This window comes from Brachybacterium ginsengisoli (assembly GCF_002407065.1).
In the GTDB taxonomy this organism is placed as follows: domain Bacteria; phylum Actinomycetota; class Actinomycetes; order Actinomycetales; family Dermabacteraceae; genus Brachybacterium; species Brachybacterium ginsengisoli.
Genome location: NZ_CP023564.1, coordinates 681,593 through 706,214, shown reverse-complemented (window position 1 = coordinate 706,214; position 24,622 = coordinate 681,593). Strand labels below are relative to the sequence as shown.

The 24,622-nt window shown below is 71.6% G+C and carries 23 protein-coding genes and 1 tRNA gene; 12 read left to right on the top strand and 12 right to left on the bottom strand.

Going from position 1 to position 24,622, the window contains the following annotated elements:
* The first annotated feature begins 3 nt into the window (after positions 1-3).
* The 7 genes from CFK41_RS03015 to CFK41_RS02985 are packed head-to-tail and all read left to right on the top strand — an operon-like array spanning position 4 to position 9,149.
* Positions 4-525 (top strand): FHA domain-containing protein FhaB/FipA, encoded by a 522-nt coding sequence (locus CFK41_RS03015; protein ID WP_096798342.1) that lies wholly within the window; start codon positions 4-6, stop codon positions 523-525.
* Positions 522-1,865, top strand: coding sequence for a Stp1/IreP family PP2C-type Ser/Thr phosphatase (locus tag CFK41_RS03010; protein ID WP_096798341.1), 1,344 nt, complete (start codon positions 522-524; stop codon positions 1,863-1,865). The genes CFK41_RS03015 and CFK41_RS03010 overlap by 4 nt, the downstream gene beginning before the upstream one ends.
* Positions 1,865-3,253: an FtsW/RodA/SpoVE family cell cycle protein gene (locus CFK41_RS03005; RefSeq protein ID WP_096798340.1), complete on the top strand. Its 1,389-nt coding sequence runs from the start codon at positions 1,865-1,867 to the stop codon at positions 3,251-3,253. The genes CFK41_RS03010 and CFK41_RS03005 overlap by 1 nt, the downstream gene beginning before the upstream one ends.
* On the top strand, positions 3,250-4,695 hold the full coding sequence (locus tag CFK41_RS03000) for a peptidoglycan D,D-transpeptidase FtsI family protein (RefSeq protein ID WP_096798339.1): 1,446 nt from the start codon (positions 3,250-3,252) through the stop codon (positions 4,693-4,695). The genes CFK41_RS03005 and CFK41_RS03000 overlap by 4 nt, the downstream gene beginning before the upstream one ends.
* Positions 4,692-6,272, top strand: a complete 1,581-nt coding sequence (locus CFK41_RS02995) for a serine/threonine-protein kinase (RefSeq protein WP_096798338.1) — start codon at positions 4,692-4,694, stop codon at positions 6,270-6,272. Before CFK41_RS03000 ends, CFK41_RS02995 begins: the two co-directional genes overlap by 4 nt.
* The gene (gene pknB, locus CFK41_RS02990; protein WP_096798337.1) at positions 6,269-8,494 is read left to right on the top strand and encodes a Stk1 family PASTA domain-containing Ser/Thr kinase; all 2,226 of its coding nucleotides are present in this window, start codon (positions 6,269-6,271) and stop codon (positions 8,492-8,494) included. Before CFK41_RS02995 ends, pknB begins: the two co-directional genes overlap by 4 nt.
* A 1-nt stretch (position 8,495) precedes the next feature.
* The gene (locus CFK41_RS02985) at positions 8,496-9,149 is read left to right on the top strand and encodes an anthranilate synthase component II (RefSeq protein ID WP_407641146.1); all 654 of its coding nucleotides are present in this window, start codon (positions 8,496-8,498) and stop codon (positions 9,147-9,149) included.
* 6 nt (positions 9,150-9,155) lie between these two features.
* Here the strand turns inward: CFK41_RS02985 and CFK41_RS02980 are convergent, their stop codons facing one another.
* The 3 genes from CFK41_RS02980 to CFK41_RS02970 are packed head-to-tail and all read right to left on the bottom strand — an operon-like array spanning position 9,156 to position 10,884.
* Positions 9,156-9,338: a hypothetical protein gene (locus tag CFK41_RS02980; RefSeq protein ID WP_096798335.1), complete on the bottom strand. Its 183-nt coding sequence runs from the start codon at positions 9,336-9,338 to the stop codon at positions 9,156-9,158.
* Positions 9,338-10,147 carry a class E sortase gene (locus CFK41_RS02975; RefSeq protein ID WP_096798334.1) on the bottom strand — a complete coding sequence of 270 codons (810 nt, stop codon included), beginning with the start codon at positions 10,145-10,147 and terminating at the stop codon, positions 9,338-9,340. Before CFK41_RS02975 ends, CFK41_RS02980 begins: the two co-directional genes overlap by 1 nt.
* Positions 10,144-10,884, bottom strand: a complete 741-nt coding sequence (locus CFK41_RS02970; protein ID WP_096798333.1) for a DUF881 domain-containing protein — start codon at positions 10,882-10,884, stop codon at positions 10,144-10,146. Before CFK41_RS02970 ends, CFK41_RS02975 begins: the two co-directional genes overlap by 4 nt.
* Positions 10,885-10,998: 114 nt before the next feature.
* On the opposite strand from CFK41_RS02970, the gene CFK41_RS17700 reads away from it, so the two are divergent.
* The 3 genes from CFK41_RS17700 to CFK41_RS02955 all read left to right on the top strand — a co-directional run bounded on the left by CFK41_RS17700 (position 10,999) and on the right by CFK41_RS02955 (position 13,069).
* Entirely contained in the window at positions 10,999-11,637 is a 639-nt protein-coding gene (locus tag CFK41_RS17700) for a cell division protein CrgA (RefSeq protein ID WP_151904655.1), read from the top strand.
* A 132-nt stretch (positions 11,638-11,769) separates the two neighbouring features.
* A complete protein-coding gene (locus tag CFK41_RS02960; RefSeq protein ID WP_151904654.1) occupies positions 11,770-12,888 on the top strand; it encodes an LppM family (lipo)protein in 1,119 nt (372 codons plus the stop codon).
* Between the two features lie 108 nt (positions 12,889-12,996).
* Positions 12,997-13,069, top strand: a tRNA-Arg gene (locus tag CFK41_RS02955).
* Positions 13,070-13,164: 95 nt separating this feature from the next.
* On the opposite strand, the gene CFK41_RS02950 is transcribed toward CFK41_RS02955, so the two are convergent.
* Positions 13,165-13,512 carry an ArsR/SmtB family transcription factor gene (locus CFK41_RS02950; protein WP_096798332.1) on the bottom strand — a complete coding sequence of 116 codons (348 nt, stop codon included), beginning with the start codon at positions 13,510-13,512 and terminating at the stop codon, positions 13,165-13,167.
* Positions 13,513-13,568: 56 nt separating this feature from the next.
* Between CFK41_RS02950 and CFK41_RS02945 the strand changes: the two genes are divergently transcribed.
* Positions 13,569-14,789 carry a cation diffusion facilitator family transporter gene (locus CFK41_RS02945; protein ID WP_096798331.1) on the top strand — a complete coding sequence of 407 codons (1,221 nt, stop codon included), beginning with the start codon at positions 13,569-13,571 and terminating at the stop codon, positions 14,787-14,789.
* A 5-nt stretch (positions 14,790-14,794) separates the two neighbouring features.
* On the opposite strand, the gene CFK41_RS02940 is transcribed toward CFK41_RS02945, so the two are convergent.
* From CFK41_RS02940 to CFK41_RS02905, 8 genes are all read right to left on the bottom strand, one after another.
* Entirely contained in the window at positions 14,795-15,343 is a 549-nt protein-coding gene (locus CFK41_RS02940; RefSeq protein ID WP_096798330.1) for a GNAT family N-acetyltransferase, read from the bottom strand.
* Positions 15,340-16,566: a Gfo/Idh/MocA family protein gene (locus CFK41_RS02935; protein ID WP_227873184.1), complete on the bottom strand. Its 1,227-nt coding sequence runs from the start codon at positions 16,564-16,566 to the stop codon at positions 15,340-15,342. Before CFK41_RS02935 ends, CFK41_RS02940 begins: the two co-directional genes overlap by 4 nt.
* Positions 16,556-17,329, bottom strand: coding sequence for a ThuA domain-containing protein (locus CFK41_RS02930; RefSeq protein ID WP_096800906.1), 774 nt, complete (start codon positions 17,327-17,329; stop codon positions 16,556-16,558). The genes CFK41_RS02935 and CFK41_RS02930 overlap by 11 nt, the downstream gene beginning before the upstream one ends.
* 187 nt (positions 17,330-17,516) lie before the next feature.
* Positions 17,517-17,906, bottom strand: coding sequence for a hypothetical protein (locus CFK41_RS02925; RefSeq protein WP_096798329.1), 390 nt, complete (start codon positions 17,904-17,906; stop codon positions 17,517-17,519).
* Complete coding sequence (locus CFK41_RS02920; protein ID WP_227873183.1) at positions 17,903-18,496, bottom strand: histidine phosphatase family protein; 594 nt, start codon at positions 18,494-18,496, stop codon at positions 17,903-17,905. The genes CFK41_RS02925 and CFK41_RS02920 overlap by 4 nt, the downstream gene beginning before the upstream one ends.
* Before the next feature lie 5 nt (positions 18,497-18,501).
* On the bottom strand, positions 18,502-20,208 hold the full coding sequence (locus tag CFK41_RS02915) for an FAD-binding oxidoreductase (protein ID WP_096798328.1): 1,707 nt from the start codon (positions 20,206-20,208) through the stop codon (positions 18,502-18,504).
* Positions 20,205-21,284, bottom strand: coding sequence for a 1-acyl-sn-glycerol-3-phosphate acyltransferase (locus tag CFK41_RS02910; RefSeq protein ID WP_227873182.1), 1,080 nt, complete (start codon positions 21,282-21,284; stop codon positions 20,205-20,207). The genes CFK41_RS02915 and CFK41_RS02910 overlap by 4 nt, the downstream gene beginning before the upstream one ends.
* A gap of 4 nt (positions 21,285-21,288) precedes the next feature.
* On the bottom strand, positions 21,289-22,065 hold the full coding sequence (locus CFK41_RS02905) for an SDR family NAD(P)-dependent oxidoreductase (RefSeq protein WP_096798327.1): 777 nt from the start codon (positions 22,063-22,065) through the stop codon (positions 21,289-21,291).
* 152 nt (positions 22,066-22,217) lie between these two features.
* Here CFK41_RS02905 and CFK41_RS02900 point away from each other — a divergent pair, with 152 nt between their 5' ends.
* The gene (locus CFK41_RS02900) at positions 22,218-24,521 is read left to right on the top strand and encodes an HAD-IB family hydrolase (RefSeq protein ID WP_096798326.1); all 2,304 of its coding nucleotides are present in this window, start codon (positions 22,218-22,220) and stop codon (positions 24,519-24,521) included.
* Positions 24,522-24,622 lie beyond the last annotated feature (101 nt).

Genomic DNA, 24,622 nt, shown 5'->3' with positions numbered 1-24,622 from the left:
CCCATGAGCGAACTGACACTGGTCGCACTGCGCCTCGGCTTCGTGCTGGCGCTGTGGATCTTCGTGATCGTCGTGGTGCTGGTGCTGCGCAGCGACCTCTTCGGCACCACCGTGGTCACCCGCTCCAGCCGCGACCCGCGGCGCGAGCAGCGACCCGCCTCGGGCCCGCTCGCCGGCGGAGGCGCCGACGCGGACCCCTCGCGCCTGCGCACGGATCCCGAGGTCACCCAGGCCGCGATGGTGGTCACCGCCGGTCCCCTGCGCGGGACCTCGCTGTCCCTGGGATCCACCCCGATCCTCATCGGACGGGCCCCCGAGTGCACCCTCGTGCTCGACGACGACTACGCCTCCAACCGCCACGCCCGCGTGTTCCAGCGCGACGGCGAGTGGATGGTGGAGGATCTGGGCTCGACCAACGGCACCCTGGTGTCGGGCAACCGGATCGAGGGCGCCGTCCCGTTCCGCCCGGGCGCCCAGGTGCGGATCGGCCGCACCGAGATCGAACTGAGACGAGGTCCGCGATGAGCATCGCTCTGCGGTACGCCGCCCGCTCCGACGTCGGCCTCGTGCGGTCCAACAACCAGGACTCCGGCTACGCCGGCAGCCACCTGCTGGTGGTCGCCGACGGCATGGGCGGCCACGCCGGGGGCGACGTCGCCTCCTCCGTGGCGATCGGCCACCTGGCCCAGCTGGACTCCGAGACCCCCGCCTCCGACATCGTCGCCACCCTCGAGGAGAGCGTGCTCGAGGCGAACCAGGAGATCCTGCGCCGCGCCCGCGACGAGCCGCAGCTGCGGGGACTCGGCACCACCATCACCGCGATGCTGCGGGCCGAGGGCAAGTTCGCCCTCGCCCACATCGGCGACTCCCGCGCCTACCTGCTGCGGGACGGCGAGGCCACCCAGATCACCAAGGACCACACCTTCGTGCAGCGCCTGCTGGACGAGGGGCGGCTCACCGAGGAGGAGGCCGAGCGCCACCCCCAGCGGTCGGTGTTGATGCGCGTGCTCGGCGACGTCGACGCGGATCCGGAGCTGGACCTCTCGCTGCGCCCCGCGCATCCCGGGGACCGCTGGATGCTGTGCTCCGACGGGCTCTCCGGCCTGGTCTCCCTGGACACCATCGGTGCTGCCCTGACGGACTTCGAGGACCCCGGCGAGTGCGCCGAGGAGCTGATCCAGCTGGCCCTCAAGGGCGGCGGACCGGACAACATCACCTGCATCGTCGCGGACGTGATCGACCTCGAGGAGCTGCCGCGCGGCGTCGAGGCCCCGTCCACCACCCCGCAGATCGTCGGCTCCGCGGCCCGGAACCGCCACGCCCCCACGGCCGCCTCCGGCCCCGCCGCCAAGGCGGCCGCGCTCACCCGGGAGGAGCCCGCCGTCCCCTACGAGGACGACGACTTCTCCTCGGAGGAGCCCCCTCGACGCAGCCCCTGGCCGGTGCTGGTGGTCATGATGCTCCTGATCGCGCTGCTCGGCGGTGTGCTCTGGGCCGGATACGCCTGGTCGCAGCGTCAGTTCTACGTCGGCACCGATGGCACCAACGTGGTGCTCTACCAGGGCCTCTCCCAGGACCTGGGACCGATCTCGATGTCCGAGCCGGTCGAGGTCACCGACATCGCCCTCGCGGACCTCCCCGAGGTGACCCGTCAGCAGGTCCAGAGCACCATCACGGCCTCCGACCGGAGCTCCGCCGACCAGATCATCGACCGCCTCGAACAGGTCTCGATCTCGAACCAGCCGCTTCCCGCCCCCGCCCCGTCGGACGCCGGCGGCGCCTCCGACTCCGGCGGAGCCTCGGACGCGGGCGGCGCCTCCGACGGCGGCGGCACCCCCACCCCTGATGAGGGCGAGGGCACGTAGTGGCCACGATCGTCTCCTACACCGCGCGCCCGCGCCGTCTCACCCAGGCGCTGCTGCTGGTCTCCGCGGTGGTCATCGGGGTGGGCGCCTATGCACTCGTGGGCCTGGGCCGCTTCGACGAGCTGCCCGACGGCCTGATGGGGTTCGGGATCGGCGCCGCCGTCCTCGCCCTCGTCCTGCAGATCGCCGTGATGTGGCGGACCCCCTACGCGGATCCCGTGATCCTTCCGGTGGTGGTGTTGCTGAACCTGCTGGGCATCACGATGATCGAGTCGGTCCACTCCGCGAACCAGGTCTACGGGATCCGTACCTCGGCGAGCGCCGACCGACAGATGCTGTGGGCGGTGCTGGGGGTGCTCCTGTGCGTCGCCGTGCTGGTCCTGCTGCGCGATCACCGTCGACTGCGCCGCTACACCTGGATCAGCGCCGTGGCCGGCGCCGTGCTGCTGCTGCTCCCGCTCACCCCCGTGATCGGCGCGGACCGCAACGGCTCGAAGATCTGGATCAGCATCGCCGGATTCAGCTTCCAGCCCGCGGAGCTGGCGAAGATCGCCTTCGCCATCTTCTTCGCCGGCTACCTGGTCTCCCGGCGCGACACCCTCGCGCTCGCCGGCCCGAAGGTGCTGGGCATCCACCTGCCGCGCTGGTCGGACTTCGGTCCCATCCTGGTGGCCTGGGGCTTCGCGATGGCCGTGCTCGTCTTCCAGACGGACCTCGGCACCTCGCTGATGTTCTTCGGCCTCTTCGTGGCGATGCTGTACGTCGCCACCGACCGGCTCAGCTGGCTGGTGATCGGGGCCGTGATGTTCCTGCCTCCGGCGATCTTCGCCGCCACCCAGATGGGGCACGTCAAAGTCCGCATCAAGTGCTGGCTCGACCCGCTCTCGTCCGAGAACTACGGCAGCTGCGAGCAGGTGGCGAAGGGCCTCTTCGGCCTCGCCAACGGCGGCCTCACCGGCGCCGGTCTCGGCGAGGGCCGACCCGACGTGGTCCCCCATGCCGAGTCCGACTTCATCTTCTCCTCCTTCGCCGAGGAGCTCGGCATGGTCGGCGCCTTCGCGCTGCTGCTGCTCTACCTGCTGCTCGTGCAGCGGGCGCTGCGCGCCGCCGTGGGCATCTCCGACGGCTTCGGCACGCTGCTGGCCGGCGGCCTCGGGTTCGTGATGGCGCTGCAGGTCTTCGTGGTCGTCGGAGGCGTCACCCGGGTGATCCCGCTGACCGGCCTGACCCTCCCCTTCCTCGCCGCGGGCGGCAGCTCTCTGGTGTGCAACTGGATCATCGCCGGGATCCTGGTGCGGCTCTCCGACGCCGCCCGGCGTCCCGCCGCCCAGCAGGTCCCCGGCGCCGGGACTCCTGCCGGACCTCGCCCCCAGGAGGTGGGTGCATGAACCGGCCGCTGCGCCATGTCTGGCTCGTGATCAGCGTGCTCTTCGTGCTGCTGTTCACCTCGACCACCTACTTCCAGGTGGTCGCCAAGGATCGTCTGAACGCCCACAGCCAGAACGATCGGACCCTCTACAACGAGTACGGCCGCCATCGCGGCGCGATCGTGGTGGACGGCCATCCGATCGCGCTCTCGGAGACCTCGGACGACACCTACGGCTACCTGCGCACCTACGACCCCGGCCAGATGTACGCCCCCGTCAGCGGGTACTACTCGGTGCTGTACGGCTTCACCGGCGTCGAGCGCTCGCTGAACGACACCCTCTCGGGCGAGGCCGACGCGCTGTTCTACCACCGCATCTCCGACATCCTCTCGGGCCGTCAGGGACAGGGCGCGACCGTCGACCTCACGCTCGACGCCGGAGCCCAGGAGGCCGCCTGGAACGCGCTGGACGGACGCCGCGGCGCCGTGGTCGCGCTCGATCCGGAGACCGGCGCCGTGCTGGCCATGGTCTCCGCCCCCAGCTATGACCCGAACCGGCTCGCCTCCCATGACCGGGCGTCCGTGCAGGACGCCTGGACCGAGCTCAACGAGGACCCCGACCGGCCGCTGACCAACCGTGCGATCGGCGGTGACCTCTACCCGCCGGGCTCCTCCTTCAAGCTCGTCGTGGCGGCCTCCGCCCTGGAGTCCGGCAAGTACACCGCCGACTCCGAGATCCCGGGCCCGGGCACCTGGACCCTGCCGAACTCCTCCGCGGTGATGAACAACCACGCCGGGGGGAACACCGAGGCCTGCGGGCCCGACGACGCCTCCACCCTGGCCGACGCCCTGCGCCAGTCCTGCAACACCTCCTTCGCGATGCTCGGGGTGGACCTGGGCGAGGACCAGCTGCGCGAGACCGCCGAGGGCTTCGGCTTCGGACAGCGCCAGGAGATCCCGATGTCGGTGACCCCGTCGACGATGGGCGAGGGGATGGACGACGCCCAGATCGCGTCCTCCTCGATCGGGCAGTACGAGACCCGGGTGACGCCGCTGCAGATGGCGATGGTGGCCGGCGCCTTCGCGAACGACGGCGTGGTCATGCAGCCGCAGCTCGTCGACGCCGTGCGCACGAGCGACCTGTCCACGGTCGCCGAGCTCACCCCGAAGGAGGTCGGGCAGCCGCTCAGCGCGGCCAACGCCGCCGAGATGCGCACGATGATGGTGGGCGTGGTCGAGGACGGCACCGGCACCGCCGCGGCGATCCCGGGCGTCGAGGTGGGCGGCAAGACCGGCACCGCCGAATGGGGCGAGGGCCGGGCCCCGCACTCCTGGTACGTGGGCTATGCACAGCAGGGAGACCGCAAGATCGCCGTGGCGGTCGTGGTGGAGGAAGGCGGATACGGCTCGCAGACCGCGGCGCCGATCGCCAAGGACGTGATGGAGGCGGTGATCAAGCCGTGAAGACAGAACCAGGACTCGTGCTCGAAGGACGCTACGAGCTGACCTCGCTGATCGCCACCGGCGGGATGGGTCAGGTCTGGAAGGGTCTCGACCAGGAGCTCGAGCGCGAGGTCGCGATCAAGGTGCTGCGCGAGGAGTACGCGGGCGACGAGGGCTTCCTCAAGCGCTTCCGCGCCGAGGCGCGCCACACCGCGGCCCTCTCCCATGACGGGATCGCCGCGCTCTACGACTACGGCGAGCTCGACGGCCGCGCGTACATCGTGATGGAGCTCTGCCCGGGCCGTCCGCTCTCGGACATCATCGAGGAGAACCCCGGCGGCCTGCCCGAGAAGCGGGTCGTCGCGCTGCTGGTCGAGCTCGCCCGCGCGCTGGACGCCGCTCACTCCAAGGGCGTCGTCCACCGCGATGTGAAGCCCGAGAACATCCTGGTCGACCAGAAGAACGACTGGGCCATGAAGATCACCGACTTCGGGATCGCGCGCAGCAAGGACCAGGCACGGCTGACCAAGACCGGCCTGGTGATGGGCACCGCCCAGTACCTCTCCCCCGAGCAGGCGATGGGCAAGCAGGCCACCTCTCTCTCGGATATCTACGCGCTGGGCATCGTGGGCTACGAGATGCTGGTGGGCAAGCGTCCCTTCACCGGCTCGAGCCAGGTGGAGATCGCGATGGCCCAGGTCAAGCAGCAGCCGCCGGCGCTGCCCGAGGCGATCAACGCCGATCTGCGCCGCCTGGTGATGATGATGCTGGCCAAGGCGCCGGCGAACCGCCCGCGCTCCGCCGCGGCCGTGTCGCGGATCCTCGAGGCGGTCCAGCGGGGCGTCGAGCCGCGCTTCAGCACCGGCGCGATCCCGCTGACGAAGGTCGCCGACCACGACTGGACCGGGGAGAACCGGGTCCAGCCCGGAGCGGATCGCCGCAGCGACGAGGGTCGGGGCGCCGCGGGATCCTCGCCCGCCGAGCGTCGGCCCGGAGCCTCGCCCACCGGCACCCGCACCGCCGCCATGCCTCTGCCGCTGTCCGGCCGGGGCCGCGGGATCCGTCACCGCTCCGGGGCCTCCGGCCCCTCAGCGCTCTCCGCCGCCTCCGCCGGGTCCGCCCCGCACCGCTCGGCGCGGACGGCGCGCGCGGCGAGCCCCGGCCTGTCGGCGAGCTCGGCCCTCTCCGCGAGCTCGAGCCTGTCCGCGAGCTCGGCGGACTCCGCCCGCTCGGCGTCCTCCCCCTCGTCGCCGCCGCGCGATGCCGGGGACAGCGGGAGCGGCTCGGGCAGGCGCCCGGCAGGGATCGCCGCCTTCGACGGCGTCGACACCGCGACCTCGTCGCGGACGGTGCGCGGCACCTCCACGACCGGTCGCAAGGTGGGCGGGATGTCGCTGCCCGGGCTGGTGCTGCTCCTGCTGGTGGTCGTGGCGATCATCGCCGCGGTCGCGGGCGGGCTGGGCCTGCTGCCGCTCGGCGCCGAGGGCCTCCCGGGCGTGCCGGAGATGGCTCACGTCGCAGCGGCTGACACGCCGTCAGGAACTACGATGGTCGGATCGGTCGGGGTCGACCATGGCATGAGGACGGGTGTGGAGTGAGCGAGAACAGCGTGGTCCTGGGCGGGAGATACCGCCTGGGGAAGATCCTCGGCACCGGTGGCATGGCGGAGGTGTTCCTCGCGGAGGACACCCGTCTGCATCGCACCGTCGCCGTCAAGGTGCTGCGCTCGGACCTCGCCCGGGACGCCAGCTTCCAGGAGCGCTTCCGGCGCGAGGCGCACAGCGCCGCCTCCCTGAACCATCCCTCCATCGTCGCCGTGTACGACACCGGCGAGGAGCAGCAGAGCACGATCACCGGGGCCGAGATCACGATCCCCTACATCGTGATGGAGTACGTCCAGGGCAGGACTCTGCGCGAGTACATCGATCCGGAGAACCCGATGCCCGCCGCGCAGGCCGGCGAGATCATGGCCGCGCTGCTGAGCGCCCTGGAGTACTCGCACCGCGCCGGGATCGTGCACCGGGACATCAAGCCCGGCAACATCATGATCGACGAGGCCGGCGCCGTGAAGGTGATGGACTTCGGCATCGCCCGCGCGATCGCCGACGCCACCAGCGCGATGACCGCGACCCAGGCCGTGATGGGCACCGCCCAGTACCTCTCCCCGGAGCAGGCCCGCGGCCAGCTGGTCGACGCCCGCTCCGACATCTACTCCGCGGCCTGCGTGATGTTCGAGATGCTCACCGGTCGCCCGCCGTTCACCGGCGACACCCCGGTCTCCATCGCGTACCAGCACGTGCGCGAGGAGCCGCATCCGCCCTCGGCCTACAACCCGGCGATCACCCCTCCTCTGGACGCGGTGATCCTCACCGGCCTGACCAAGGACCGCGAGCAGCGCTACCCGAGCGCGGTGGCCTTCTCCCGCGACATCGCCGCCGTGGTCTCCGGCCGGGCCCCGAACCTCGCCGGAGGCGCCGTCCCCGCAGGCGACGATCCCGAGGCCACCACGGTGCTCGGGCCGGTCGGCGACGCCACCGAGGCCCTGCCCGCGATGGGCGCGGCGGGTGGTGCCGCGGGTGCCGCGGGGCTGGCCGCACGGAGCTGGGGCGGGCTCTCCGCCACCACGCCCAGCACGGGACCGCTCGCCCTGCACCCGGCCGAGGAGGTCGTGGTGGAGGACGACGAGAAGCGTCGTCGACCCTGGTGGCTGATCATCCTGGTGATCCTCGCCGTGCTGGGCCTCGTCGCCGCCGCGCTCGCGATCACCAAGCCCTGGGACCAGGGCCCTGAGATGGTGGCGATCCCGGCCGTCTCCGGCGACTCCCAGGACGACGCCCGGGCGGCCCTGCGCGACGCCGGCCTCGAGCCGACCTTCGTCACGGCGGAGAACCCTGATGTCGAGGCGGGCAGCGTCATCGACACCGATCCGCCCGAGGGCACCGAGGTCCCGGTCGGGTCGAAGGTCGAGGTGACCGTCTCCGGCGGAGCCGGGGCCACGACCGTTCCCGACGACCTCCAGGGCAAGTCCCGCGAGGAGGCCCAGAAGGCGCTCGAGGACGCCGGGCTGACGATGACCGAGGGCGACACGGAGGATGTCCCGCAGGAGGCGGGCACCGTGGCGAGCACCTCGCCGCAGGGCGGCGCGAACGTCGAGAAGGGCTCCCCGGTCGAGGTGCGCTTTGCCTCCGGCAACGTCGAGATCCCCGATGTCGTCGGCACGGACATCGACAAGGCGAAGGAGACCCTCGAGGCCCGCGGCTTCGAGGTCCCCGAGCCCTCCGAGCGGGAGGACGACGAGACCGAGCCCGGCACCGTGCTCTCCCAGACCCCGACGTCGGACAGCGGCACGGTCCGCTTCGGCTCCACGGTGGATCTCGTGGTCGCCGCGGCCCCGGGCCCGGTCGCCGTCCCCAACGTCACGGGCCGCTCGCTCGCCGACGCCCAGAAGGTGCTCGAGGACGCCGGCTTCGGCACCACCTCGAAGACGGAGAGCTCCGAGTCCGTGTCCGAGGGACAGGTGATCCAGACGGATCCGCCCGCGAACGAGCAGGTTCCTCGCGGCTCCACCATCACCATCATCGTGTCCTCCGGCCCGAAGCCCACTCCGACGCCGACACCGACGCCGACCAAGACGCCGACGCCGACGCCGACCGAGACGCCGTCCCCGACCGAGGAGCCCTCGGACTCCCCGTCGCCGACCGAGACCACGGAGGATCCCTCCACGGACCAGCCGAGCGACGAGCCCGGCAACGGCGAGGGCAACGCGCAGGGCAAGCTCGGACGCGGGAACGACAACGGGAGCGGCAATGGGAATGACTGAGATGACCACCCCGGCCGCACGGATCCTCGTGGTCGACAACTACGACAGCTTCGTCTTCACGATCGTCGGCTACCTGCAGCAGATGGGCGCTGAGACGGTCGTGGTGCGCAACGACGAGGTGCCCCAGGACGCCGCGGGCGCCGTGGACCTCACCGGGTTCGACGGCGTGCTGATCTCCCCCGGACCAGGCAACCCCAGCACCGCCGGCCGCTCGCTCGAGGTGATCGGCCGCTGCGCCGAGGTCGAGCTGCCCATGCTCGGGGTGTGCCTCGGCCATCAGGCGCTGGGCCAGTTCTACGGCGCCACCGTGGACCACGCCCCGCAGCTCATGCATGGCCGCACCAGCGAGCTCACGCATGAGGGGGCGAGCGTCTTCGCGGGCGCCCCCTCCCCCATGATCGCCACCCGCTATCACTCGCTGACCGTGGTGCCGGAGACGATCCCCGAGGAGCTCGAGGTCACCGCGCGCACCGCCGACGGCATGGTGATGGGCCTCGCCCACCGCGAGCTGCCCCTGCACGGGGTCCAGTTCCACCCGGAGTCGGTGCTCACCGAGAACGGGCACCTGATGCTGGCGCGCTTCCTGGAGCTGTGCGACGGCCGCGACGCCGAGGAGCGCTCCGCGGGGCTGAAGCCCCTGATGACCGCCGGCTGAGGCCGGTCAGCGCGCCGGATCGGGCGGCTCGGTGGCGCCCACCATGCCGTCGTCGAAGGGCAGGTAGGGCGCGAGCGCCGGGAAGCCCCAGCCGAACAGCGCCACCACGAGTGCGGCCACCACCAGCACGGCGAGCAGTATCCGCACCCACAGCGGGCCGGGCAGACGGCGGAACAGCCAGGCGTACATCAGTCCTCCTCCTCGACGTCCGCGGAGCCGCCGTCGGATGCTGCGGGGCCGCCGTCGGACGCCGTCGCGCCGTCCGCGAGCGCCTCGGGGATCCCGTCGGACCGCTTCGTCCAGTAGGCGAACTTCGCATGGACGATGATCCGCTCGCGGGCGGAGTACATCGGATGGCAGGCGGTCAGGGTGAGCATCTGCTCCGTGGGCTCCTCACCGGGCTTCCCGGGGACCGGGGCGATCACCTCGACGTCCGTCGGGGTGACGATGTGCGTCTCGGTGACCTTGTAGACGTAGAAGGCGTCGGCCGTCTCCACGACGATCGGGTCGCCGCTCTTCAGCCGGCCGATGTCCTCGAAGACCCGGCCGTAGGTGTTGCGGTGCCCCGCGATCGCGACGTTGCCGTCCTCGCCGGGGAGGGCGGTGCCCGGGTAGTGCCCGGCGCCCTTGACGTTGAGCACCTGCTCGAGGTCCACGCCCTCCGCGAGCGGGAACGTGGCCCGGTCGAAGGCGGGCACGTGCATCGTGGCCCAGACCTTGTTCTCCTCCGGGGTCTCGGGCACGGGCGGCGGGCCGTCCTGTCGTGGAGCGATGGTGTCGGCGTCGACCTGGCCCCAGTCGTCCTCGAGACCCGCGATGATGCCGGCCTGCTCGCGATCTGCGACCACGTCGGTCCACCACAGCTGCCAGACCAGGAACAGCACCAGCAGCGCCCCGAGGGTGAGCAGCAGCTCCCCGAGGATCCCGATCGCCCCGCCGAACCTCCCGCCGTTCCGCCCGGTGGCACGGCGGCGCCCGGCGCGGTGCGACGGGCTCATCCGGCCACCTCGGCATCGAGCGTGAGGGAGCCGACGAAGCCGGGCAGGGTGGTGGTCTCGAGGGTCTCGACCTTCTCGCCGAGGCCCACGTGGTCCACCCACTCGCGGTACACGCCCACCCCGGGCGCGGCCTCGAGGGCGGCGTCCATCTCGTCGACCGGGCCGATCACGGTGATGACGAACGGCGGCGAGTAGACCCGGCCCTCGAGCAGCAGGGTGTTCCCGGCGCACCGGAAGGCGCTGCCGTTGATGACCCGCTGGTCCTGCAGCATCATCGCCTCGGCGCCGCCCGCCCACAGCGCGTTGATGTACGCCTCGAGATCCTGCTGGTGGACCACGAGGTCGTCGGGTTCGGTGCCGGGGACCCGTCCCAGGGCGCTGCCGGGGGCGTCGGTGAGGGTGATCCGCAGCGCGGGACCGCTGACCTCGCTGAGGCCGACGACATCCCCCACCTCCTGGGTGCGCTCGGCGGTGGAGGCTCCTGCGCTCTGTCCCCGCAGCGCGTCGATCTCGGAGCGGGCGGCCTCGTTCTCCTGTGTGAGCTGCTCGATCGTGCGCCCGCGCTCGGCGAGCACTCCGGCGACGTCGCTGCTCTCGTCGCGGATGGAGCCTCCGCCGGAGAGCCTCGCGGTGGTCGCGAACAGGACCCCGCACAGCACCATCACGGCCGCGACCCCGACGCGCCCGCGCCGTCGCGCGGCCCGGGCGGGCCGGCGATCCTCGCCCTCTGCGTCCATCGCGACTCCTGACTTCGCACCCGTGCTCGACGACCATTACCCTAGGCCAAGGTCCGCGCCCGCGGGCCCGCGCGGCGCGCCGCGCGCACCGGCTCGTCGAGGGAGCACCGTTTCATGGCCAGGAGCAGGAAGAAGTCGTCCGCACGGTCGACGTCGAACGCGAAGGCCACGGCCCCGGCGAAGTCCGCAGCGGATCCGGTCGAGGAGCCCGCCGACGAGAGCGCCGCCGCAGCCGACGTCGACACGACGGACGAGGCGAGCTCCGAGGACGCGACGGCGAAGGCCACCGAGGACTCCCGCGCCACCGGGCGGGGCAAGCGCGCGAAGCGCCCGGCCGACGCACAGGCCGACGCGAAGGACGCCGCGCCGCGCACGCGCTCCGGCAAGGATCCTGTCAAGCGCTCCGCTTCCGGGAAGGATGCGGCCCGGAAGAACACCGCCCGGAAGAACGCGGCCGCACCCACGGGCGGCGAGGTCGCCGAGAAGGCCAAGGACTCCACACGCTCCACCTCGGTGAAGAAGGCGGCCGCGGCGGAGTCCACCCGCAGCACCGGCCGACGGGTCGCCGCCGCCGGCCAGACCCCGTCCTGGCTGGCCCCCACCGCCGTGGTGCTGCTCATCCTGGGCCTGCTCTACCTGGTCACCTACTACCTCTCCTCGGGGCAGCTCCCGCTGCCGATCGGCGACTGGAACCTGGCCGCCGGCTTCGGCGTGCTGATGGTCGGCGGCGGCATGCTGATGTTCTGGAAGTAGACGAGCCCGTATCCGCGTCGCCATGGGGAGTCCTCCCCACGGCGCGCGGGGCCCTGCCCCGGTAGGCTGGCGGAAGGCTGCTCCTCCAGGCGCGGTCCACCGACCGCAGCGAACTGTCCGATGGGGGCCCACATGAACAGCATCTCGACCAGGCGGCGTCTGGTCGCCGTCCTCCTCCTGCCCTTCCTCATGGTGCTCGCCGGGTGCGGGAAGCTCCACGGCGACTTCGAGATCCAGGACGTCGACACGATCAACGCGTCGTTCGACTTCGCGCTCGACACCGAGTACGCCGAAGGCACCTGGGACTCCCCCGAGGCGCTCTGTGAGGGAATGGAGGGGGAGACTTCGCTGGGCGAGGACGCCCCCACCGTCGACCCCTACGAGAAGGACGGCCAGTGGGGCTGCGTGGTCACCGGGGTCATCACCAGCGACGACTATGACGACGCCCTCACCCTCACCGAAGAGGATGGCGAGTACCACCTGGTGATGGGCGGCGACGAGTCCGCGAGCGAGCTCGCCTCCGGCGAGGATCTGGACTTCGACTTCCGCATGACCTTCACCTTCCCCGGCAAGGTCACCGAGGCCTCCGGCGGCGAGATCGACGGCAACTCCGTGACCTTCACGGACATCAACGACTACGCCAACGGCATCGACATCCGTGCGGACGCGGGCGGCTTCCCCTGGGTCATCGTGATCGTGATCGTGCTGGTGCTCGGGTTCCTGCTCCTGCTCGTCCTCGCGGCCGTGGTCTTCTTCGTGATCCGCTCCCGCAGGAACAAGAACGGCGGCTCCTCGTCGACGGGCGCTCCCGCCGCCTACGGCGCCGCGGGCGCCGCTGGTGCCGCTGGTGCAGCGGGCGCCGCTCCCGCCGCACCGCAGGGCCAGCAGTGGGGCCAGGCCTCTCCCCCGGCCGCACCGCAGGGCCAGCAGCCCTGGTCGCAGCCCGGCGGACAGCAGAACGGTCAGGCCTCCCCGCCTGCCGCACCGCAGGGTCAGCAGCCCTGGTCGCACCCCGATGAGCAGCAGAACGGCCAGCAGTGGGGTCAGGCCTCCCCGCCGGCCGCACCGCAGGGTCAGCAGCCCTGGTCGCACCCCGATGAGCAGCAGAACGGCCAGCAGTGGGGTCAGGCCTCTCCGCCGACCGCACCGCAGGGCGAGCAGCCCTGGTCGCAGCCCGGTGGGCAGCAGGACGGCCAGCAGTGGGGTCAGCCGGATCAGGGCCAGCAGCCGCCCCGGAACCCGGGGTGGTGACTCCCCTCGGATGAGCCATCCGGGAGCCGTGTGAGCAGGGTCATGGCTCCCGGATTGGCGCCGGTCGGACTCGACCGCTAGAGTTGATCAGGTCAGTTCAGCTGGCAAGCGCCCGTAGCTTAACGGATAGAGCATCTGACTACGGATCAGAAGGTTGGGGGTTCGAATCCCTCCGGGCGCACATCAGGAAAGGCCCCTCACCTCGGTGAGGGGCCTTTCTCATGCCCGCGCACCGCAGAGCGCAGTCCTCTTCGCGACCGCCGCGCGATCCGGGGCTCAGTACCGGTGCGGGTCGTCGTCCTGCGCGGCGCCGGTGACGTGCTCGGCATGGGACAGGGTCTCCGCGAGCAGCCGCCTCACGTGAGCGTCCGACGCCCGATAGAAGACGAAGGTGCCCTCCCTGCGGCTCTCCACGAGCCCCGCGAGGCGCAGCTTGGCCAGGTGCTGACTCACCGCCGCCGGAGTCGCCCCGACGGCCTCGGCGAGCGCGTTCACGCTGGATTCCTCGGCGAAGAGCGCCCAGAGGATCTTCACGCGGGTGGCGTCCGCGAGCATGCGGAAGGTGCTCGCGGCGATCTGCGCATGCTCGTCGTCCGGGACCCGGTGCACAGGCGTGGGATGCATGGGGCCACTCTACGCAGATCTTGCTATCTGCATGACTACGCAGATACATTGACGCGGTGACCGACTCCTCCCAGCACCAGCATCCCGCCCCCTCCCCTGCCGGCGGACCCCACGACGAGCACGATCACGGCGGGCCGCACAGTCACGGGCACGGGCACGATCACGGCGGGCCGCACAGTCACGGGCACGGGCACGATCACAGCCACGACCACGGACACGGACACGGACACGGACACGGACACGGACACGGACACGGACACGACCATCCGCACGAGCACGTCCACTGCACCTCCGCCTGGGCGCGGATCCGGCACGCGCTGACCCCGCACAGCCACGACCACGGCGAGGCGATCCGCACCGCCGAGGAGTCCAGCGCGATCGGGATCCGCGCCGCCTGGATCAGCCTGGCGGGCATGGGCGCCACCGCGCTGCTCCAGATCGTCATCGTCGCCCTCAGCGGTTCCGTCGCGCTGCTGGCCGACACCCTCCACAACCTCGGCCATCTCGCCACCACGATCCCGCTGATCATCGCCTTCCGCCTGGGCCGCCGCATCCCCACCCGTCGCTACAGCTACGGTTTCCGGCGCGCCGAGGACCTGGCGGGGCTCCTGATCGGTGCCGTGATCGCGCTGTCCGCGGCGCTGATCGTGTGGGAGTCGGTGACCGCGCTGACGACAGCACGGGACATGTCCCATCTGGGCTGGGTGCTCGCCGCCGCCGTCATCGGCGCCGCCGGGAACGAGATGGTCGCGCGCTACCGGATCCGCGCCGGGCGTCGCATCAGCTCCGCGGCGCTGATCGCCGAAGGCCAGCACGCCCGCACCGACGCGCTGACCTCGCTCGCCGTGATCATCGGCGTGCTCGGCGCCTGGATGGGTCTGCCCTGGATCGACCCCGTGATCGGCCTCGGCATCGCCGTGATGGTGGTCCTGGTGCTGATCAGCTCGATGCGCACGGTCATCCACCGTCTGATGGACGGCGTCGAGCCCGGCACCCTGGACCGGATCGAGACGGCCGCCGCCGTTCCCGGCGTCCTCGCCGTGAGCGGCGCCCGCGCCCGCTGGATCGGGCACCGCCTCGAGGCCGAGGTGAGCGTGCAGGTCGACCCGGCTCTCAGCGTCGGGAGCTCACAGCTGCTCGTCGACCGGATCGAGGAGAGGCTGCAGCAGGAGCTGCCCCACCTGGATCGTGCCGGGGTGCTGGTGACGGCGAGCCCGTCGGACGCGAGCCCGTCGGACGCGGAGCCGTCGGACGCGGAGCGGCCCACAGCACGCTGAGCCCGTCAGAGCTCCAGGTCGTCCCAGACCAGCTCGGTCGTCGTCCCCGTCTCCCAGTCGCGCCGCAGGATGCTGTAGGCGACCGAGGCGAGCGGGGCGCCGCCGTCCACCGGCCAGCCCTCCCGGTAGTGCGCCTCCTTGACCCAGCCGCTGCGCAGGAAGGTCCGGCGCATGGGGACGTTGTCCTCGCGGGTCTGGCCCTCGATGCGGTTCACGCCCGGCATGGTCCCGAAGACGTGGTCGGCCAGGGCGCGGAGCACCTCGGCGCCCAGGCCGCGGCCGCGGAACGGAGCGTCCAGGCGGAGGTCGAACATCGGATCGCCGTCGCTGAGGTCCTCCAGGCGCAGGAAGCCCACTCGACCCAGCTCCCCGTGCTCGATCCAGAACGAGTCGTTGTCCTCGTCGCGGTAGGCGCCCTTGTCGATGAGGCCCTCGATGTCCGCGGCGCGCGGGCGCGAGCGCACGTGGAACGGGAACTCGTTGCGGGACATGAACCCGACCAGCGCGGAGCGATCCGCACCGGTCGGGTCCAGACGCGTCAGGGTGACGCTCACGAGGAGAGCACGTCGCGCACCGAGCTCCAGGACTGCATGAGCTCCCGGGCGGCGGGATCGGTCTCCGCGGCGATCGCCTCGACGCGGGCCTGCTCGAGCAGCTCGTCGATCTCGACCCGCTCGCCACGCTCCACGGAGGCCACCGCGGCCTCGACCATCGCGAAGCTGAGCAGGTTCTCGTGCACCTCGCACATCGGGGTGCGACCCTCGCGCAGGGCACTGACGCACTCGACGAGCGAGGCGGCGATCTGGTCCGGCTCCTCCCCCGTCTCGGCGGCGACCGCGTCCTGCAGACGGGCGGTGGCCTGCTCGTCCTCGGTGCCGAGCACCGGGGCGCCCTTGCCGTCCCAGGTGGCCGAGCCCTGCTGGGCCCCGATCCGCCACTCGCTGTTCCAGTAGGTGGGCAGGCCGCGGGCGTTCCAGGTGCCGTTGTAGACGAACAGCGACCCGTCGGACATCTCGAAGGTCGCCGTCACTGTCGCGTCGTGCTCATAGACGCTCCACTCCGGCTGCGCGCCCCGGGCGGTGACCGCCACCGGATCCGCGTCCATGATGTAGCGGGCGGTGTCGAAGGCGTGGATGCCCATGTCCCTCAGCAGCGGATGCCGCTGGGTGCGGCGGTAGCCCTCCATCTCGGTGAACAGCGAGAAGAAGGCGCTGGTGAGCACCGTGGGCCCGTGGGCGGCGACGAAACTGCGCAGCTGCCGCACCTGGCGGAAGAAGCGCCGCGACTGGGAGACCATGAACGGCACCCCGGTGAGCTCCGTGTGCGCCACCAGGCTGAGCGCCTCCGGCAGGGTCTCGGTGACGGGCTTCTCGCCCAGCACCGGGATCCCGGCGTGCAGCGCCTTCACGGTCACCGGGTGATGCGCCAGCGGCACGGTCGGGTTGATGAGCAGGTCCGCCCCGAGCTCGACGGCGAGATCCACGCCGTCGGTGCCGCTCGCGACGGCCGACGGGTCAGGGACCCCGGCCTGCTCGATGACGCGCTGCGGTGCGCCCTCGACGAGGTCCGCGACGCCCACGAGCTCTGCGACGGAGCTCGCCGCGACCTCCCGGGCCCACCAGCTGCCCATGCCTCCGGCGCCGACCACGACCACGCGGGCGGGACGGTCCGAGGGGAGCTTCGGGAAGCCGGTCAGCTGCGGGGCGGGCACCGGGGCGGCCGCGGTGTCGGTGCCCTGCGCGGCGGCCAGGTCCTGGGCTGCGAGATCAGATGACACGCGAGACTCCGTCCGGCCCCTCGCCGCGGAACCAGTCGCGCGGGGCGTTGGCGATCTTCACCGGCGCGCTCTCGCGCTCCTCGGGACGAGCCCACTGGACCGCGTTGGCGAGGACCCGCTGGATCTCCGCCTGGTGGTAGACGGGGTACTCCTGGTCGCCGGGGCTGAAATAGAAGACCTTGCCCTTGCCGCGCCGGAACACGGCGCCGGAGCGGAACACCTCTCCGCCGGCGAAGGAGGAGACGAACACCAGCTCGTCGGGGGCGGGGATGTCGAACATCTCGCCGTACATCTCCTGGGCCGGGATGACGATCGGGTGCGGGATGCCGCGGGCGATGGGATGGGAGCCGTTGACGGTCCAGACCCGCTCCTCCTCGCCCTCGTTGCGCCACAGCAGGTTGCAGGTGGTGCCCATCAGGGCCTTGAAGACCTTGGAGTAGTGGGCCGAGTGCAGCGGGATCAGGCCCATGCCCTCGTGGACGCGACGCACCACGCGCTCGACGACCTCGTCGGGCACGTCCTCGTGCGCCATGTGGCCCCACCAGGTGAGCACGTCGGTCTCGGCGAGCGCCTCCTCGGAGAGCGACTCCTCGATGTCGTCGAGCAGGGCGACGCGCACCTCGGCGTCCACCCCGTCAGCCGCGAGCAGGGAGCGCAGCGCCTCCGCGATCACGGTGTGCATCCCCTCGGGATAGATCGCCTGCACGGTGGGGTCGACCTTCTCGTGCCGGTTCTCGCCGAAGACGGCGATGCGCAAAGTCATGATGTCCTTCATCCTGTCGCTGAGGTTCTCGGTCCGTCTCGGAAGGCGGTCGGACCATCCTAGGACGCGACCGGCGTCACAACCGTGACCCGGATGTGATGTGATTCTCATGGCGTCGGCGCTATGGTTCACGCAGGGCTCCTTCAACGGCGAGGGAGCCTCTCCGCGCTGTCTGCGACGGCTCGGGTCAGAGCGGGCGCGAGCGCACGGCGCGCCCGTCGGCTCCCAGATGCTCGATGAGCGCCGCTGCGGTCGCGAGATGTGCACGGGCCGACCGGGAGCGGCCGACGATCCCTCCGAGATGCGCTCCAGCGTCGGCACCCCAGACGTAGCGCACCCCGACCTCCCCCGGCACCTCACGCAGCGAGATCGTGGCGCTCAGCCGGAAGCGCGACCCGGCGAAGGCCCCCATCAGCACCGACCGCCGCACGCTGCCGGTCTCGATCGTGAAGCGCTCACGGTCGCGCTCGTGAACGCTCCAGCCGCGTTCGGTGAAGAACGCCTCGACGAGCGCGCGCACTGTGCACAGGTCCCCGGCGACAGTGATCTCTGTGCCTCCGGGCGGTGCAGGGCTCATGAGCCGGCGGCGTCCCGACCCGCGCCGATCTCCCGCAGCTCGGCGTTGCCGAGGTGCGGCACGTCGCGGTGCTCGTGCGGGTCGGCCCCGGCGCCGAGCGCGAGCGCGATCTGCAGGACGTCGCCGTGGGCGACCAGCACCACCGGCGCCGTGCTGGCGAGGTCGTCGGCCTCCCGGAGCACGGCGAGCACACGCGCGGCGACGGCCGCGACCTGCTCGACCCCGCCCTCGTGGGTGCCGCGCCCGCGGTCGACCCGCCAGACCTCGTCGTACGCGCTCGCGGGCCCCTCGTCGTACCCGCCGAAGCTGCGCTCGCGCAGCCGCTCGTCCACGCGGGGCGCGGCGGCGCCGATCCCCGCGGCGAACTCCTCGGCGGTCTGCAGCGCCCGCGCGAAGTCGCTCGAGATCACCACGGTCCCCGGCCCCAGACCCTGGGCGAGGCCCTGGGCCGCGGCCCGGCGCGCCTGCTCGCGGCCGAGCGGGGTCAGGCCCACCTCCGTCAGGGCGCGAGGACCGGGGACGGAGACGATCAGGCCCTCGACGTTCGCGGTGGACTCGCCGTGGCGGAGCACCAGGACTCGGCTGGTCACGGCGCTCAGGGGGTGGTGACCTTGCCGGGGTTCAGGTTCCGCCCCGGGTCGTTGGCGGCGAACAGGCCCTGGACCATGCGCGTCCCGACCTCACCGATGTCCTGGGTGATCCAGGGCTGGTGCTCCGTGCCCACGGCGTGGTGGTGGGAGACCGTGGAGCCGAGGTCCACGAAGGCCTGCTGCACCGCGCGCTTGGCCGCGTAGTACTGGTCGAGCGCCTGCTCCTCGGAGGAGTACGGGAAGGCGAAGGTGAAGTAGAGGCAGGCCCCGGCGTGGTAGCTGTGCGACATGTGGCAGAACATGAAGCCGGGCAGGCCCTGCTGCTCCTGGACTGCGTAGAACGCGTCGTAGACCGTGGAGTGGACCTCGTTGATGTCCGACCAGGTCGCGCCCGTGTCGCACACGTCGCCGAAGACCTGGTAGTTCATCAGGAAGTCCCGCAGGTACGGGGTGTCGAACTTCTTCTGGTCGTAGATCGCCCCGGGGCCGGCGCCGAGGGTGATGCCGCCGGCGTTCTTCACGATCTTCTTCACGATCGCCTTCTGCTGCTCGACGGACTCCTTCGAGCCCTCGAAGCAGACGTAGGAGATCGACATCTCGTTGGTGGTGTCCCAGCCCTTGGAGCGCAGGTACGCGAACAGGCCGTCCTGCACCTTCGCGGCCACCTTGCCCTTGGTCGAGCTGGGCTCCTTGACCATCGACAGGCTGAACTCGGTCTCCGGCCCGTCCGAGAGACGGGTGAAGGTGGGGGTCACGTCCGTGGAGCGGGCGATCGCGTGCATGCCGCGGATGCCGTGCTCCCAGTCGGGGTACATGTAGGCGATGACCTGGCGGACCGGGGCGAGGCGGTGCACCTGCACGGTCGCCTCGGTGATCACGCCCAGGCGGCCCTCGCTGCCCAGGATCATCTCGTGCACGCTCGGGCCGGAATCACGACCAGGGATCGGCTTGGTGACCGCGACGCCCTCGGGATGGACCAGACGCATCCCGCGCACGATGTCCTCGATGTCGCCGTACTTGTCCGACTGCATCCCGGAGGAGCGGGTCGCCGCCCAGCCGCCGAGGGTGGAGTAGGTGAAGGAGTCGGGGAAGTGGCCGACGGTCCATCCCAGGGCGTTGAGCTGCTCCTCGAGGTCCGGACCGTACACGCCGGCCTCCACCCGGGCCAGGCCCGCGGTGTCGTCGATCTCGATCACCTCGCGCATGCGGCCGAGGTTCATGGTGAGGATCGGACGCTGTTCGGCCGCGTCGGGGGTGACGGAGCCGGAGATGCAGGAGCCGCCGCCGTAGGGGATCAGCACCAGGTCCTGCTCGAGGACCACGCGCAGGATCGCGGCGACCTCGGCCTCGGAGACGGGGTACACGATCGCGTCGACCAGGCGGTCGAAGTGCCCGCCCCGCACCCGGAACAGGTCCGGCAGGGAGCGGCCGAAGGAGTGGACGACGCGGTACTCGTCGTCGTCGAGCACGTTCTCCTCGCCCACCACGTCCACCAGCAGGGCGCGCACCGCGGCGGGGAGCTGCGAGGCGGGCACCTCGAGGTCCGACAGGTCCGGCTCGACCGGCTGCTTCGAGTCGAGGTCGACGCCCACCTTGTTCTTCGCCAGGGCCGGGAAGGCCGGCTTGTTGTCGTAGCGGAAGGTGACGTCGTCCAGGCCCCAGCCCCACCACTTGTGCCGCTTGACCTCGCGTGCGCTCAGCCGATCGCTCATGCGGAACCCTCCTCGCCCCGGGCGGCATCGCCCAGGATCACATCTCGATGCTCGTCGTACAGGTCTTTGACGCGGGCGTGGATCCGGGTCGAGAACTCGACCGCGGTCTCGCCCACCTCGGAGATCATCGGCTCGCCGAAGACGACGCGCACGGGCGGGCGGCCTGGCTTCGGCCAGCTGCGCCCCTTGGGCATCGCCTCGTGGGCGCCGATGATCGCGGCGGGGATGACGGGCACACCCACACTGATCGCGAGCGCCGCGCCGCCGGGCTTGAAGTCGGCGAGCACGCCGTCCAGCTGGCGGGTCCCCTCGGGGAAGACGAGGATCGGCACACCGGAGCGCAGCAGCTTGCGCGAGGTGCCGGAGTGCCTGCGGGAGCCGCCGCGGTCGATCGGGAAGGCGTTGAACAGCAGGCGCACGAACAGCCGGCGGTACCAGACGGTGAAGAAGTAGTCCGCCGCGACGCCGGTGGAGAGGAACCGCGCCTGGGCCCAGGGCAGGCAGCGCGCCAGCATGGGGGCGTCGATATGGCTGGAGTGGTTCGCGACCAGCACGAACGGTCCCCGCACGGTGCGCACCCGGCGGTGCACCTCGCGGGAGGTGGTGAGGTTCGAGGCGACCACCGCGCCGAAGAAGCCGCGCTGCAGGACGAACCGCACCGCCGCCCGCCAGCGGGAGCGGTACTTGGCCAGCTCCCCCTCGGGGCGCTCCCAGCCTTCGCCACGGGAGCGGGCCGACAGCGACCCCAGCAGAGCCTTGGACCTCTCACGGAGGTCCTCCCCCGCGGTCCGGGCGGATCGCTCCGGGGCCGGGGAGTCCGCGGCGTCGCCCTCGGGCGCAGCATCCTCCGTCGCGGCGGCCTCCCGATCGGGAGACTCCTGATCCGGGGACTGCGGCGTCGCGGCGGACGCAGCGGACGCGGCGGGGGCGATCGAGCCGGGCTCCGCCTGCTCGTCCTCGAGCTCCGGCGCCTCGATGGCCTCGCCGGGGCCGACGCCGCCGAGATCGCCCGGGTCGCCGGCCACGCCGTCGGACCCCTCGGGCTCGGGGGTCTGCGGGATGTCCTTCGAGGTCAAGCGATCACTTCTCCCGGTTGCGACGATGGCTGAGCAGCGCGCTCAGCCGGGCGACAAGACCGCGCGGCGTGGTGCGCAGCACCGCCGCGATCAGCTTCCACCGGGTCGAGGGGATGGAGACCGGCTTGCCGCGGGCCACGTCGCGCAGGCAGTCCTCGACGAGGCGCTCTGCATCCAACCAGAGGGGACCGGGGATGGAGGAGCCCTTGATGCCGGCACGCGAGTGGAACTCGGTGCGCACCCAGCCCGGCATCAGCGCCGTCACCTGCACGCCCGTGCTGGAGAGCTGCACGCCCAGGGACTCGGAGTAGTTGCCCACCCAGGCCTTGATCGCGGAGTAGTTGTTCTGGGTCACCAGCGCCGAGACGGATCCCACGTTGATGATCCAGCCGTGCCCGCGCTCGCTCATCGCCCGGCCAGCCGCGCCGCCGAGCTTGAGCACGGCGCGGATCATCACCTCGAAGCCGAGGTCATGCTGGGAGATGTCCTCGTCGAGCAGGCTCGATCGCACGGAGAACCCGGCGTTGTTGACGAGGACGTCGACGGGCGCGTCGGAGGTCGCGAGACGGTCGGCGACGCGCTGCTGCGCATCGCGATCGGAGAGGTCGGCGGCGAGGGTCTCGACCTCGACTCCGAACTCGCGACGCAGCTGCGCGGCGGACTCGGCGAGGCGATCGGCATCCCGCGCGACCAGCACGAGGGCCGTCCCACGGCCCGCGAACGCTCTGGCGAAGGCGGCCCCGATTCCTGCAGTGCCGCCGGTGATCAGGGCCCTATGCATGGCGGCTACGATACACTAGCGACGCCCTGACCAGCGCGGAGAAGCTCCCTGGTGGGAAGCGCGCAGGGCCTCGCGCACCGTCGGCCCGTCCCCGGATCGCGCGCCTGCGAGCCGCCCAGAGCACCCCGCCGTACCCGTCCACAGAGGATCCCATGACGCACAGCACCTCGCCCGCCGTTCAGCCCGCCGCCGGCGGCTCGACCAGCGGGGGCCGTCGGATCCTTCTGACCGGCGTGACCGGGTTCCTGGGCCAGGCCGTGCTGCGATCGCTCCTGGAGAGCACCGAGGACGTCCACGTCACCGCCGTGGTGCGCCCCAAGGGCTCGGTCACCGGGCGCAAGCGCCTCGAGCAGCTGCTGCGCAAGCCCGTCTTCTCCTCCTGGGCCGATCTGATCAGCGCCGCGGAGTCCGAGGAGGGCGGGGAGCCGGTCGACGGCAAGGCCCGCCTGAAGCAGATCTTCGACACTCGCGTGGGGGTGCTCGAGGGCGACCTCACCGACATGCCCGCGATCACCGACCCCGTCGACGTCGTGATCCACTCCGCGTCCTCGGTGTCCTTCGACCCGCCGATCGACGAGGCCTTCCGCACCAACGTCGGCGGAGCGCGGAACCTCTACGAGGCCCTGCTCGCCTCCGGCCAGGACCCGCACGTCATCCACGTCTCCACCGCCTATGTCGGCGGCATCTCCAAGGGTCTGCGCCAGGAGGGCTCCCTCCAGGCCGACGTCGACTGGCGCGCCGAGTACGAGGCCGCGCTCGCCGCCCGCGCCCGTGTCGAGGCCGAGTCGCGCCGGCCCGAGACCCTGCGCTCCCAGATCCGCGCCGCGAAGGTGCGCGTGGGCCGCATGGGCCCCAAGTCCGTCGCCACCGCCTCCGAGGACTCCCGTCGCGAGTGGGTCGACGATCGCCTGATCGACTTCGGCCGCACCCGCGCGCAGTCCGTCGGCTGGACCGACATCTACACCTTCACCAAGGCGATGGCCGAGCAGGTCGCCGAGGAGCTGTGGGCCGGCAACGGCCACCGCGTCTCCTTCGTGCGGCCCTCCATCATCGAGTCCGCCGTGACGAAGCCCTACCCGGGCTGGATCGACGGCTACAAGGTCGCCGACCCGCTGATCATGGCCTACGGCCGCGGCATGCTTCCCGAGTTCCCGGGCCTGGCCGACTCGATCCTCGACGTCATCCCGGTGGACCACGTCGTCAACGTGATCGTCGCGCTGGCCACCCAGGAGGTCTCCCGCCGCGGTGACGACGCCTACTACCAGGTGGTCTCCGGCGCCTCCAACCCGCTGCCCTTCCACGAGATGGTCACGGCGGTGCGCGAGTACTTCGTGGCGCACCCGCTGGAGGACGACAAGGGCCGGCCGATCCAGGTGCCCGAGTGGTCCTTCCCCGCCGTGGAGATGGTCGAGCAGCGGTTCCGCGCCAAGGAGCTCTCGGCGAAGCTGGGCTCCGCCGCGGTCGCCTACCTGCCCGCCACCAAGCGCACCCGCGAGTGGACCTCCGGCCTGCACAAGGCCACCTCGGGGCTGACGATGCTGCGCAAGTACATCGAGCTCTACCGCCACTACACGAAGACCGAGATGGTCTTCGACGACGCCAACACCCGCGCGCTGCGCGAGGAGCTGTCGCCGGAGTTCCTGGCCACCCACGACTTCGACATCGAGGGCCTGGTCTGGAAGGACTACTTCCAGGACCAGCACCTCCCGGCGGTCACCGAGCTCACCAAGGCGTACTCGCGGGCGAAGTCCGCGCAGAACAAGCGCGCCTCGCGCCCTGCCCGCGCGCTCAAGGAGTCCCCCGACTCCCTGGCCGTCTTCGACCTCGACGGCACCGTGCTGGCCACGAACATCGTCCAGCAGTACTTCTCGGTGGTCCGTGCCACGAAGCCGCGCCGCACCTGGCCCGCCGAGATCGGCGGCCTGCTCGCCGCGGTGCCCGGCTACCTCCGCGCCGACCAGCGTGACCGCTCGGAGCTGATCCGCCTGGTCAACCGCCGCTACAAGGGCTTCCGCAGCCAGGACCTCCGCGCTCTGATGCAGGGCGAGGCCGGGCGCCGCATCCGCGCCTCCATCCGCCCGGAGGCGCTCGAGACCATCGAGCGCCACCGCGCCGCGGGCCACCGCACGGTGCTGGTCTCCGGCGCGCTGGACGTGCTGGTCGAGCCGCTCGCGGACCTGTTCGACGAGGTCGTCGCCACCCACATGGACGAGGACGCCGACGGCGTGATGACCGGCTATCTCGCCACTCCCCCGCTGGTCGACGAGGCCCGCGCGAACTGGCTGCGCAAGTACGCGGCGCAGCACGGCGCCGACCTCTCCACCTCCTACGGCTACGGCGACTCCCACGCCGACGCGGCCTGGCTCGACCTGGTGGGCACCCCCGCGGTCGTCGCCCCCGACCTGGGCCTGTACGCCGTGGCGAAGAAGAAGCGCTGGCAGATCCTGGAGTGGTGACGGCGAGCGGGTGATGGGGAGTGCTGCATGGGGAGGGCTGCATGGGGAGGGCTCCCCATCGCCCCCTACCTGACCAGCGCATATGGTGATCCCACACCCAC